Annotated in this window: 12 protein-coding genes and 1 tRNA gene; 9 read left to right on the top strand and 4 right to left on the bottom strand. The window is 71.8% G+C overall.

Annotated elements, in window-relative coordinates:
- The coding region (locus PSH25_RS00710; protein WP_238657085.1) for a hypothetical protein at positions 1 to 640 on the top strand (640 nt) is incomplete at its 5' end.
- Positions 641 to 671: 31 nt separating this feature from the next.
- Here the strand turns inward: PSH25_RS00710 and rsmI are convergent.
- Positions 672 to 1511 carry a 16S rRNA (cytidine(1402)-2'-O)-methyltransferase gene (gene rsmI / locus PSH25_RS00705; protein ID WP_274526812.1) on the bottom strand — a complete coding sequence of 280 codons (840 nt, stop codon included), beginning with the start codon at positions 1509 to 1511 and terminating at the stop codon, positions 672 to 674.
- Positions 1512 to 1652: 141 nt separating this feature from the next.
- Here rsmI and PSH25_RS00700 point away from each other — a divergent pair, with 141 nt between their 5' ends.
- The 3 genes from PSH25_RS00700 (at position 1653) to PSH25_RS00690 (ending at position 5745) form a co-directional block, all read left to right on the top strand.
- Positions 1653 to 3314 (top strand): dolichyl-phosphate-mannose--protein mannosyltransferase, encoded by a 1662-nt coding sequence (locus PSH25_RS00700; protein WP_274526811.1) that lies wholly within the window; start codon positions 1653 to 1655, stop codon positions 3312 to 3314.
- 365 nt (positions 3315 to 3679) lie between these two features.
- A complete protein-coding gene (locus PSH25_RS00695) occupies positions 3680 to 4963 on the top strand; it encodes a VWA domain-containing protein (protein ID WP_238657082.1) in 1284 nt (427 codons plus the stop codon).
- Positions 4963 to 5745 (top strand): peptidase, encoded by a 783-nt coding sequence (locus tag PSH25_RS00690; RefSeq protein WP_238657081.1) that lies wholly within the window; start codon positions 4963 to 4965, stop codon positions 5743 to 5745. The genes PSH25_RS00695 and PSH25_RS00690 overlap by 1 nt, the downstream gene beginning before the upstream one ends.
- 45 nt (positions 5746 to 5790) lie before the next feature.
- Here the strand turns inward: PSH25_RS00690 and PSH25_RS00685 are convergent, their stop codons facing one another.
- A complete protein-coding gene (locus PSH25_RS00685; protein ID WP_238657080.1) occupies positions 5791 to 6060 on the bottom strand; it encodes a hypothetical protein in 270 nt (89 codons plus the stop codon).
- 198 nt (positions 6061 to 6258) lie between these two features.
- Between PSH25_RS00685 and PSH25_RS00680 the strand changes: the two genes are divergently transcribed.
- Positions 6259 to 6915, top strand: coding sequence for a 4'-phosphopantetheinyl transferase family protein (locus PSH25_RS00680; protein ID WP_238657079.1), 657 nt, complete (start codon positions 6259 to 6261; stop codon positions 6913 to 6915).
- 203 nt (positions 6916 to 7118) lie between these two features.
- Positions 7119 to 7889 (top strand): DUF4352 domain-containing protein, encoded by a 771-nt coding sequence (locus PSH25_RS00675; protein WP_238657078.1) that lies wholly within the window; start codon positions 7119 to 7121, stop codon positions 7887 to 7889.
- A 72-nt stretch (positions 7890 to 7961) separates the two neighbouring features.
- On the opposite strand, the gene PSH25_RS00670 is transcribed toward PSH25_RS00675, so the two are convergent.
- Positions 7962 to 9047, bottom strand: coding sequence for a Gfo/Idh/MocA family protein (locus PSH25_RS00670; protein ID WP_238657077.1), 1086 nt, complete (start codon positions 9045 to 9047; stop codon positions 7962 to 7964).
- A gap of 72 nt (positions 9048 to 9119) precedes the next feature.
- On the opposite strand from PSH25_RS00670, the gene PSH25_RS00665 reads away from it, so the two are divergent.
- The 3 genes from PSH25_RS00665 (at position 9120) to PSH25_RS00655 (ending at position 11106) form a co-directional block, all read left to right on the top strand.
- On the top strand, positions 9120 to 9854 hold the full coding sequence (locus PSH25_RS00665; RefSeq protein ID WP_238657076.1) for a hypothetical protein: 735 nt from the start codon (positions 9120 to 9122) through the stop codon (positions 9852 to 9854).
- Between the two features lie 184 nt (positions 9855 to 10038).
- Positions 10039 to 10773, top strand: a complete 735-nt coding sequence (locus PSH25_RS00660) for an MFS transporter (RefSeq protein WP_238657075.1) — start codon at positions 10039 to 10041, stop codon at positions 10771 to 10773.
- Positions 10774 to 10839: 66 nt separating this feature from the next.
- Positions 10840 to 11106, top strand: coding sequence for a tyrosine-type recombinase/integrase (locus PSH25_RS00655; protein ID WP_238657074.1), 267 nt, complete (start codon positions 10840 to 10842; stop codon positions 11104 to 11106).
- Positions 11107 to 11169: 63 nt separating this feature from the next.
- Here the strand turns inward: PSH25_RS00655 and PSH25_RS00650 are convergent.
- Positions 11170 to 11246, bottom strand: a tRNA-Ala gene (locus PSH25_RS00650).
- Positions 11247 to 11435 lie beyond the last annotated feature (189 nt).

Genomic DNA, 11435 nt, shown 5'->3' with positions numbered 1-11435 from the left:
CGACCCGACGGACGACGACGGCGGTGCTTTCTGGGCACCGATCGAGCAGGTGCACTGGGACGGCACCCCGGTCCGCAAGGACCCGGCACCGGCGCGGTTCCGCGGCTTCCATCTGGCGCGGCGCCGGGCGCCCAGCCGTACGCCCCCGCCGCCGGATCCGCTGCCCGGGCTCGCCGCGCTGGTGGTGCTGAGCCTGGTCGCGGCCTTCTTCGCCTGGGTCAGCGCCGGCCCGTTCTGGCTCGCGGTCGGGCACGCCCGGACGGGCACGGTGGTGATCGACGAGTGCTCCGGCGGCGGGCTCACCCAACGGTGCCGGGGGATCTTCACAGCCGAGGACGGGCGGTTCATCGCCCATGGTGTGCGGGTCAGCGGCGTGCCCGTCGAGGGGAGCGCGGCCGGCACCCCACTGCCGGCGCGGATGACCGGCCCGGACAGCGGCACCGCGTACGCGGACGTCGGCCTGGCCCGGCACCTGCGGTGGCTGCCCGGGCTGTTGGGGGTGCTGGGCTGCACCGCCGGCATCGTCCGGTGGACCGGATCGGCCCGGCTGCCCGGCCGCCGGCACCGCCGCTGGGCGGTGGCCGCCGCCATCGCCGGCCCCACGCTGATCACCGTCGGCTTTCTGGCCGCCGCGTGGTGAGCCCGCCGTCCGGCGAGCCCGACCACCTTGGTCAGCTGTGCACGATCGTGTAGACGTCCCTGCGGCGCAGCGCGTACTCGGTGGCGACGTCGGTGATGGCGTCCCGGCGGGACCGGCCGGCGGCCTCCCGCTCGGCGACGGCGGCGCGCAGGGTGTCGTCGTCGGGGCGTTCGGCGGCGGTCACCGGGGCTCCGGCCACCACCAGGGTGATCTCTCCGCGCGGGTCTCCCTCGGTGGCCCACCGGGCCAGCTCGCCGAGGGGGCGGCGGAGCACCTCCTCGTAGGTCTTGGTGAGTTCCCGGCAGAGCGCGGCCGGCCGGTCCGCCCCGAACGTGTCGGCCAGGTCGGTGAGGGTCGCCCCGATCCGGTGCGGCGCCTCGAAGAAGACCAGGGTGCGCTCCTCGGCGGCGAGCGCGCGCAGCCGGGATCGGCGGCCGCCGCCGGTGCGGGGCAGGAAGCCCTCGAAGCAGAACCGGTCGCAGGGCAGCCCGGAGACGGCCAGCGCGGTGGTGACCGCGCTCGGCCCGGGGGCGACGGTGACCGGCGCACCGACGTCCAACGTGGCACGGACCAGCCGGTAGCCGGGGTCGGAGACGCTGGGCATCCCGCCGTCGGTGACCAGCGCCACCACGTACCCGCCGAGGATGGCCTCGACCAGCTCGGGGGTGCGCCGCTCCTCGTTGCCCTCGAAGTAGGAGACGATTCGACCGCCGACGGTGAGGTCGAGATCGCGGGCCAACCGGGTGAGCCGGCGGGTGTCCTCGGCGGCGACCACGTCGGCGCTGATCAGCACCTCCCGGAGCCGGGCCGAGGCGTCGGCGGGGTTGCCGAGCGGAGCACCGAGCAGAATCAGGCGCCCAACTTCGGACATTTCACCCACGGATTCGTCTCCTTCATTGACTGGGAATACCGGTATCAGGGACGACGGACGCCGCCGGACACCTTGGCAGCCTACGATCGCCGGGTGACGAGTGCGTCGACAGCGCAGAGCCCGAGCGCCGATCCGGACAAGATGATCCAGGTGACGGGCGAGCCCGGTGCCACCCAGGAGCCGACGGCACCGAACGCCGAGGGTGGCGGGGTGGCCGCCGTGGTCCGGCGACGGTTCGCCACCGTCGACACCCAGGTGGACCGGTTCTCCTGGCTGGCCACGGCAGTGGTGGTGGCCATCGCGGCGATCCTGCGCTTCGTCGGGCTGTCCAGCCCCAAGGGCAAGATCTTCGACGAGACGTACTACGCCAAGGACGCCTACGGGCTGATCTCCCGTGGCGTGGAGTGGAACTACAAGGACAACGTCCCGTCGTACGTGGTGCACCCGCCGCTGGGCAAGTGGCTGATCGGCGTCGGCGAGTGGGCCTTCGGCTACCAGGACGCGGATTCCAAGGTGTCCGTCCCCGGGCACCTGATGACCACCGCGCCGGAGTTCGGCTGGCGATTCTCGGCGGCCGTGATCGGCACGCTGTCGGTGCTGCTGCTGGTCCGCATCGGTCGACGGATGTTCCGCTCGACGGTGCTCGGCTGCGCGGCCGGCCTGCTGCTCGCCCTGGACGGCTTCCACCTCGTGCTGTCCCGCGCGGCCCTGCTCGACATCTTCCTGCTCTTCTTCGTGCTGGCCGCGTTCGGCGCGTTGGTGCTCGACCGGGACGCCCGCCGCCGCCGTTGGGCACGGGCTCTGGACGACGGGCTCGATCCGAGCCAGCCGGGCCGGGCCGGCCGGCCGCCGACCGGTTGGCGCACCTGGCCGTGGTGGCGGCTGGCCGCCGGGGTGTTGATCGGCTGCGCCTGCGCGGTGAAGTGGAGCGCTCTCTACTTCGTGCCGGCCTTCGCGCTGCTGGTGCTCTTCTGGGAGGTCGGCGTCCGCCGCTCGGCGGGGGTCCGCCGGCCCTGGCGGGACACGCTCATCGACGAGCTGCCCTGGCTGGTGCTCGCGGGCGTGCTCATGGTGGGCACCTACGTCGCCACCTGGTCGGGCTGGCTGCTCACCGACGACGGCTACTACCGGCTCGCGTCGGCCTACCCGAGCGCTCCGCTCAGCGACCGCCCGGTGATCGGCCCGCTGATCAACCTCTTCGAATACCATCGCGCGGCGTACGGCTTCCACGCCCAGCTCGACGACGCGCACAAGTACCAGTCGTGGCCGTGGCAGTGGTTGCTGCTGGGCCGGCCGGTGGCGTTCCACTACGCCAGCAACGGCGTCTGCGGCGCGCCGACCTGCGCCTCCGAGATCCTGCTGCTCGGCACCCCGCTGCTCTGGTGGTCGTTCCTGCCCGCCCTGGTGGCGCTGGTCTGGCTGGGTGTGGCCCGGCGGGACTGGCGGGCCGGCGCGATCCTGCTCACCGTGGCCGCCGGGCTGCTGCCGTGGTTCTGGTTCGCCCTCGACGGCCGGACGATGTTCTCGTTCTACGCCGCGCCGGCGGTGCCGTTCCTGGTGCTGGCCGTGGTGTACGTGCTGGGCGCGCTGATCGCGCCCGCCGGCGGTGAGGTGGGTGCGGTGGCGCCGCTGGTGCCCGGTGACCCGAGTTATGAGCGCCGGCTGGTGGGCAGCATCGCGGCGGGGGCGTACGTGCTGCTGGTGGCGCTCTGCTTCGCGTACTTCTATCCGATCTTCGTCGGCCGGGTGATTCCGTACTCGGACTGGCTGTCCCGGATGTGGCTCGACGGTCGGTGGATATAAGCGTCGACAGGCGACGCGCCGCACAGCGCGACGAGAGAAGGGCCCGCACGCCGAAGCGTGCGGGCCCTTCTTCACAAAGACGCGCGCCCCGATCGCCTGCCACGGGGGAAGCGGGCGATTGGGGCGCGCATGAAGAGCTTAACCACCGCGCACCACCGGCACAACGGGTCGACTTGGGTCAGATTTCCGACGGATGGTGGCCGGGCCGACACCTTCCCTCGCACAGTTGACCGAGGGTGACCCGGCGTGGACCCAGAGCGCGGGCGCGGCCAGCCCGAGGTGGCCGCTGACCCGGCCGGTGCCGTCAGTTCCGCACGCCTCCACCCAAACGATCATCCAAAGTGGATCTCACTACACTGCGGGTCGTGATCAACTTCAGACGATCGACGGCGGTCCTTCTCGGGCTGCTGGCGACCACCGCGCTGGCCGGGCCCTCCCCGGCGCAGGCCGACGAGGAGCCGGCGCCCGAGCCGCCCCGGGTCGAGCTGGTGCTCGACGTCAGCGGGTCGATGCGCGCCGCCGACATCGACGGACGCACCCGGATCTCGGTCGCCCAGCAGGCCTTCAGCGAGGTGGTGGACGCGCTACCCGAGGAGACACAGCTCGGCATCCGGGTGCTCGGCGCGACCTACCGCGGCAAGGACAAGAAGGTCGGTTGCCAGGACACGCAGCAGATCGTGCCGATCGGCCCGGTGAACCGGTCCGCCGCCAAGGCGGCCGTGGCGACACTTCGGCCGACCGGGTTCACCCCGGTCGGGCTGGCACTGCGCTCCGCCGCGCAGGACCTGGGCACCGGCGCCACCACCCGGCGGATCGTGCTGATCACCGACGGCGAGGACACCTGTGCTCCGCCCGACCCCTGCGAGGTGGCCCGGGAACTGGCCGCCCAGGGAACCAGCCTGGTCGTCGACACCCTCGGCCTGGCCCCCGACGAGAAGGTCCGCCGGCAACTGCTCTGCATCGCCGGCGCGACCGGCGGCACCTACACCGCCGCGCAGAGCGCCGAGGAGCTGACCGACCGGATCAAACAGCTCGTCGAGCGGGCCGCCGACACGCACACCCGGGCCCCGACCGTGGTCGGCGGCACGACCGCGTGCGACTCGGCGCCGCTGCTCGCCCCCGGCGTCTACGCCGACCGTGAGGCGTTCTCCGAGCATCGCTACTACCGGGTGCCGATCCGCCCCGGGCAGGAGCTGCGGGCTTCGGTGAGCATGGCGTTGGACCGGGCCGTCAACCGGGACTACGGGGTGCTGCTGCGGGCCACCGCCGCCGACGGCCGGGAACTCGTCCGGGGCGCGGACGCCGGCAGCGGACGGGCCGACGTGCTCTCCGCCGGGCTGCGCTGGTCGGCCACCGCCGACGACGAGGATGCCGCGGAGACCGAGGAGAGTTCCGCGCCGGTCGTCGAGCCCACCACCGTCTGCCTGGTGGTGAGCAACTCGTTCGCCCCGCGTCCCGGCACCGCGGCGACACCGGGCATGCCGGTGGAGTTGACCATCGACGTGGTCGCCGCCGCGCCCGCACCGGACGGGCCGGACCTCGGCCGCGGCTGGGTGCTGCTCGCCCTGCTCACCATCGCCGGGCTGATCACCGGTCTGCTCGCCGGTCTGCTCACCCGCTGGTGGGTCGCCACCTGGAGGGAGAACTGATGCGCACCGCACTGTTCCGGTCGATGGCGGCCCTGCTCGCCGCCGGTGGGGCCGCTCTGCTGCCCGCTGCGGCCCTCGCCGCACCGACCCCCTCCCCAGGTGCCACGCCGGTGAACCGTGCCGGCACGTCGTTCCTCAGCGCCACCCCGATCACCGCCGGACAACCGGTACGGGTGGACGCCTCGATCGGCGACCACCTCTACTGGTCGTTCCCGGCGACGGCCGGCCAGGTGCATGAGATCACCGCCACCGTCACCTTCCCGAAGGGACGCAGCGGCGCCTCCACCTGGACGGTGGACGTCTTCGACGGGCTGCGCCGACGCCAGGCGTGCACGGCGGGGGCACAGACCCCGACCGTGGACGCGAAGGCGTCGAACGTGGTGCTGGGCTGCACGCTGCGCGAGGTACGGCCGTGGGCGGAGCCCTGGTCGGCCGATCCACTACCCGGCACGTACGTCGTCCGGCTCTCCGTGACCGACCTGCCGGAGCCGGATCTGGGTGCGCCGATCGACGTGGACCTGCTGGTCGGCACCATCGCCGACCGGGGCGCCTCGGCCGACGACGGTGAGTTGGCCGCCCCGCTGGTGCCGAACATCAAGGCCGGCACGGTGCTCAACGCCGTACCCCCGGTGGACGCGGAGGCTGACGACGAGGGCGACCCGCTGGCGGACTGGTTGCCGGATCTCGGCTCGCGCTGGGTCTGGACCGGCATCGGCGGCGCGCTCGCCGCGGTGGCCGGCGTGTTCGGCTTCGCGGTGACGCGACGGCCGCGACGTCGCTGAACGCCGCCTCTGGTGGCCCCGCCCGGCGGCGGGGCCACCAGAGGGTCAGCTACGCCGGGTGCCGCGCGGCAACCAGCCGATGAACCTGTCCTGGAGCGACATCACCGGGGCGGCGCGCAGATCCTCGGTGGCTGCGGCGAGGCAGGAACCCAGGTAGACGCTGAGCATGGCGCGATCACCCCCGTACTCCGCCAGCAGCCGGGTGCGCTTCGTCGCGCACGGCCACTCGTCACCGCAGGAGCCGCAGCTCCAGCACGGGGTCTTCGGGGCGTGCTCGTCAGCCCGCACCCCCGGCCGTTCCGCACCATCGCTCATCGCACGTCCTTCCAGATGTCCACGGGGCTGGCGGCTGCCACGCCGGCCAGCATTGATGGTGGTCCCCCCGGAGCCATCAGGGAGAGCGCTGCGCGTCCCTCCGGTGTTACATCTTTGCGGTACCTTCAGCGGTCGTGGGAGTCGGAAAGTTGACGGTTGACCCGATGCGCCATTCCTACCGACCAGTAGGTCGCCGGAATGCGTGACCTGCTGCCACCGACGGTCGCTGTCGCCGTCGCCGGGCCCGAGGACTGGACGGGCGAGTTGCTCCCCGCTGAGCAGGCATGTCTCGGCGAACGGGCGGTGCAGACCCGTCGGCGGGACTTTGCCGCGGGGAGGAATTGCGCCCGCAGGGCCTTGCGTGACCTCGGCCTGCCGACGACCGCCGTGCCAGCCGCCGCCGACCGCGCGCCGGTCTGGCCGGCCGGGGTCGTCGGCAGCATCACCCACACCGCCGGCTACTGCGCCGCCGCGGCGGCGCACACCACCGACATCCGGTCCGTCGGAATGGACGCCGAGCAGCACCGCGAGGTCAATCCGGGAGTACGCGGACTCGTGCTGCTGCCCGAGGAGGAGGCCGCCTGTGCGCGGTTACCCGGCGACGTCCACTGGCCGGTGGTGCTGTTCAGTGCGAAGGAGACCGTCTACAAGGTGTGGTACCCGGTCGTCCGCGGTTGGTTGGACTTCCATGACGCCCGACTCGACCTTGATCCGGATGCCGGCACATTCACCGCTTGGATCGCGCCGGCCCGGGTGGACGCGGCGGGGATCGACGACCCGCCGGCATCGATCACCGGCCGCTTCGTGATCGCCGACGGGCTGGTCCGGACCGCCGCCGTGCTTCCGCTGCGCTGACCTCGCCCTGTTACTCATAGCGATGAATGGGATACCGATCCACACTGGCGTTCGGTGACCGACCGAACACCGTCCATGCTGGCCAGTGCGATGACGTATGGCCTTCGATGGGACACCCTCCAACGTGGCGACTGGGCGCTCCGCCACCCACGGTAACGTCGAAGGGTTCCCGCACCGCACGTACCGAAGCGTCAAGGAGTACGGTGACCCACCCCCAGCCCTCCGTCAGGCCGCAGGACCCCCACCAGCCGAACCCGCAGTCGCCGAAGCGTCCGTTCGCGGCGACACCGCAGCCGCCGTTCTCGGGGGCCGCGTACCCGGCAGCTGGCGGTTACAAGGACGCTGGCGGCGGATACCGGGCACCCGGTGGCCCGGGCTACCCGATCATCGCACCACCACCGGTGCAGACGGACCGCGCCAAGAAGTCCGTCGTGCTCGTCGCGGTCACGGCGGCCGTCCTCACCCTGCTTACCTGCGCCGGTGGCATCGTGGCGGTCGTCATCGGCACCAACCGCGCCTCGACCACGGTGAGCGAGGCGCGGGCCACCCCGTCGACGCCACCGCAGGTGAACGACGACACCCGTGACCTGTCGCCCGGCGACACCCTGGTCGTCAACGGCGACGCCGGCACCGTCGAGATCACCGTGACGAAGTTCAGCAGCGCCACCAAACCCTGCAAGTCCCACGGACTGAAGCCCGGTGAGGGCGTGTACGTGATTGCCGACGTGACGGTGGCCGTCACCAAGGGCACCGCGTCGACGAACCCGCTCTACTTCCAGTGGGTCGCCGCCGACGGCACCAAGACCACCGCGATCGGTGGCGCCTTCTCCGGCTGCGGCAAACCGATGCCGGCCAGTGACGACCTGACCGCCGGCACCAGACGCACCGGCAGCGTGGTGTTCGACGTGCACGACACCTCGGGCGCGTTGGAGTACCAGGACCAGTTCCAGACCGCCGGTTCCTGGAAGCCGTGAACGTCCGGGCGCGGGGCTGGTCCAACCGGGCCAGCCCCGCGTCCGGCGTCGTCAGTAGGCGTGGCGGGTGGGCTACCGCCCCCACGCCTCGGTGGCGGTGACGACCGGCCGGCCGGTGCGTACCGATTCTTCGATGGCGAGGCTGATCAGATGGTCCTGGCAGGCCTCGGCGAGCGGGTACGGAGCCGGGCCCTCCTCCCGCGCCCACGCCCCGGCGCGGGCGACGATGTCGGCCACCGCGATGTCGTCGTCGGACATCCCACTGCCGACGAACGGATTGCGATAGACCACGTCGCCGTCGAAGCTGATGTGCTTCAGGTCGAGCCCCTCCAGGTTGAGGTCGAGACCCGTCTGGCGTCGCACCAGGGACGACTCCACCGGCGTGGTCGGGTCGACCAGGCGGACCACCCGGTCGTCCACCAGCTCACCGCGCGAACCCCGCACCACCAACCGACGGGCACGCAGCGGGTTCCACCACTGGTTGTCGGTGAAGTCGTACAACCCCATCCGCCCGCCGAAGTCGATGGTCGCGAGGGTGGTGGTGAGCTGCTGCGGGGTGTCGTCGCCGCTCCAGCCGGCCGGCGAGAGCGGATTTGCCAGCGGCGCGACGAAGGCACGCCCGCTGACCTCGGCGCTCTCGTGACCGACGCCGAGCAGGCCACGGATCAGCGACACCGCGTGGTACAGGTGGGTCGAGGAGATCTGGACCGAGGTCGGCTCGCCGAGCACCCCGGCGCGGACCAGCTCCAGCCGGGCGGCGTGCCCGGGCATCAGCAGGTACTGCTCGGCGACCTGCACCAGACCGCTTCCTCCGACGTCGGCCCAGAGTGAGCGCAGACCCGCCAGGTCGGGGGCGGGCGGCGTCTCGGCGAGCACCGGTACGCCGGCCGCGACCACCTCCCGGGTCGCCTCGGGCGTCACCGGCCACGGCACCGACACGATGACGAAGTCCGGCCGCTCGTGGGCGAGCAACTCCGCCGTCGTGCGAAAGGTCCGCACGCCCCAGTCGGCCGTCACGGCGGTTCCCCGCGATTCGGTACGCGTCACCACCCCGGTCACCCGGAACCGCTCGGGGAGCAGCCGGGCCAGGCGAAGGAAGAACTCACCTCGCCAGCCGCTGCCGACGATGCCGAACCGGGTCTGGGCCACCGAAGTCATCTGGGCTCCTCACGTAGAGGTCCGGATGCTAACCGCTTCCGGAGGGCCTTAGCCCATCGCTACGGTTGGGTCGTGTCCGCCGATGCGCTCCCCGCCGTGCCCTTCGAGGTGGTCGCTCGACGGCCGCCCCTGGACTACTACCTCGTCCTGAAGCGGCGCGGCGGCTCGGCGTCGACCGAGACCGTGGACGGGATCGTCGTCGAGGAGTTCGCCCGCCAGCAGGACTTCTCCGCGAGGGGCCTGGACAGCGCAGGCTGGACGCCGGGCGCCGACTGGTGGAGTTCCGCCTCGCTGAGCCGCGGCATGCGCACCAACCCGGAGTTGCTGGTGCGGGTGGTTCCCACCACACGCGCCGAGGCCGAGAGCGTCTATCACAGGCTCGGCGGCGGACGACTGCCGGACGAAGCGGTGCTGCGTACGTACTTCCTCGACCACCAACCGATCGCGGCCACCCCACCGCTGCGGCTCGGTCCGGCCCAGCCACCGGCCGACTTCCACGAGCGGCGCGTGTACCGCGTCCTCTTCGCCAGGGATCTCCGCGCGGAGCAGGTGGCCAACCTCCAGGCGCTCTGGCGCACGCCTGTCGACGGCACTAACGCGGCAGCCGCGAGCGGTCACCTCGACAAGAACGGCGATCACATCACCTGGGACTTGCGACGAGTCGGCGGCACCCTGGCCTGGTGTCTCGACGTGACCGTCCTGATGAGAACAGATTGCGCCGAGGCGGTGGGTTCGGCTTTGTCCGACCTGACAGCCGTGCTGCGGCAGCACGGCCTGATACCCGTGACGACCGAACGCTTCGCCTAGCGAGCGCCCGAGTTGTGATCACTTCGCCGACGACCCACTGATCACGCCTACTCTCGCCAACCTTCGATGACCGACCACCCCCGCGGAATCAGGCAGGGAGCAGATCAGGGTGTTGACGGCGGCGCAGGCGCCGCGGGCATTCGGAGATCGCGGTGACAGTGGGTCCGATGCTTATACTCGCGGGGTGATTTCGCCCGGGTCCACCGCACCGGCCCAACCACTGGTGGTTCGCCCGCTCTGGTCGCTTGTCGGCCCAGCGCTTGGTGCACTGCTCGCCGTCGGACTGCTCACCGCACCCATCGGGCCCCTGGCCAGCGCGATCAAGCGCGACCTCGCACTGTCCACCGCCGCCATGACAGTGACCGTGGTCGCATCGTGCATGGTGGCAATGGCGTCCCTCGTCGCGCCCGGCTACCTGCTCGGCCGGCGGTGGCCCACCGCGACCGGGGTGCCGGCGCTGGTGCTCCTGATCGTTGGGAGCGCGGTGAGCGCGTTCGCCCCGGGGGCGGCGCTGTTGGTGGCAGGGCGGGTGCTCGTCGGACTGGGCGCCGGAACCGTGGTCGGCGTCGCCATCGCCCTGTCCGGTCAGCTGGGTCGCTGGCGTTCCCGGGCCCGGCTGGTACTCGGCCTCGCGCTCGGCGCCGCTCTCCTGCTCGGACCCGTCCTGAGCGGCATGCTGACGATGGCGTTGGGTTGGCGACCGGCGTTCCTGGTCGACGTGCCGGTGGCCATATTCGGGCTGGTCGCCGTCGTAGCGAACGGCATCGCCATGTCTGTCGCGAGTGGCTCCCGGCCGAGCCCGCCGGCCGCCCCGGCTCCGGCAACCCAGTTTCCCGGCCAACCTGGCCCGGCGGCCCAGGGCGCGGACAATGCGTTCGCCAAGCATCGTCCCAGCGACCACCCCCACTTGCCCTTCTAGCCATCCCGTCGGCCTTCGTCCGCACCTGGCGGAGTGGGTGGGCCTGCCCGGACGGAGGTTGTCGGGATGGCGCCACCATCCCAGAGCACCCGAGCGCCAAGCGTCGATTGGTTCCGCTCTCTGCGGCACCACTTCGCCACCCGCCTGATCACCTCGGGTGCCGATCCCACCGACGTCCAGAACGCGCTTCGGCACTCCAGCCTGCGGATCGCGCTCGAAACCTACGTCCACTGGTGGCAGAAGAAGGACCGCCGCCGCAACATCATCAGCGGCGCGCTGCGCGACGCGAGCGCCAAACGAAAACGGGGCCCGAAGGCCCCGGATTCTCGCTGATGTGTGCCGGATCTGGTGCCCGCCAATCTTGCCCGGCGGGTTTCCCCAGGTAGAACGTCGTGCTGGTGGAGCTGAGGGGATTTGAACCCCTGACCCCCTCGATGCGAACGAGGTGCGCTACCAGTCTGCGCCACAGCCCCCCGCCGGCGAACCGGCTTCGGTCCCACCCGGCTTACACCGGGCGGGCCGGCAGCAAGGCTAACAGGTCGCCGGCCTCCACCGCGAATCCGCCCCCTGCCCGGCGCTGCGGCCCACCCGAAGATCGACTCGGGCTCCCGGAAACCGGGGCATCCCGGACGCTCTGACCCCCCGACTTCCGGGAACCCGAG

Origin of the sequence: Micromonospora foliorum (genome assembly GCF_022229015.1) — a bacterium.
Classification (GTDB): domain Bacteria; phylum Actinomycetota; class Actinomycetes; order Mycobacteriales; family Micromonosporaceae; genus Micromonospora; species Micromonospora foliorum.
The sequence above is the reverse complement of the archived record's forward strand: the minus strand, read 5'-3'. Positions and strand labels throughout refer to the sequence as shown.

What these genes read in the sequence shown, in the direction of transcription:
- PSH25_RS00670 (WP_238657077.1), bottom strand. Translation starts at nt 9,047, where the DNA reads ATGACTTCGGTGGCCCAGACCCGGTTCGGCATCGTCGGCAGCGGCTGG.
- PSH25_RS00685 (WP_238657080.1), bottom strand. Translation starts at nt 6,060, where the DNA reads ATGAGCGATGGTGCGGAACGGCCGGGGGTGCGGGCTGACGAGCACGCC.
- PSH25_RS00655 (WP_238657074.1), top strand. Translation starts at nt 10,840, where the DNA reads ATGGCGCCACCATCCCAGAGCACCCGAGCGCCAAGCGTCGATTGGTTC.
- PSH25_RS00700 (WP_274526811.1), top strand. Translation starts at nt 1,653, where the DNA reads ATGATCCAGGTGACGGGCGAGCCCGGTGCCACCCAGGAGCCGACGGCA.
- rsmI (WP_274526812.1), bottom strand. Translation starts at nt 1,511, where the DNA reads ATGTCCGAAGTTGGGCGCCTGATTCTGCTCGGTGCTCCGCTCGGCAAC.
- PSH25_RS00680 (WP_238657079.1), top strand. Translation starts at nt 6,259, where the DNA reads ATGCGTGACCTGCTGCCACCGACGGTCGCTGTCGCCGTCGCCGGGCCC.
- PSH25_RS00690 (WP_238657081.1), top strand. Translation starts at nt 4,963, where the DNA reads ATGCGCACCGCACTGTTCCGGTCGATGGCGGCCCTGCTCGCCGCCGGT.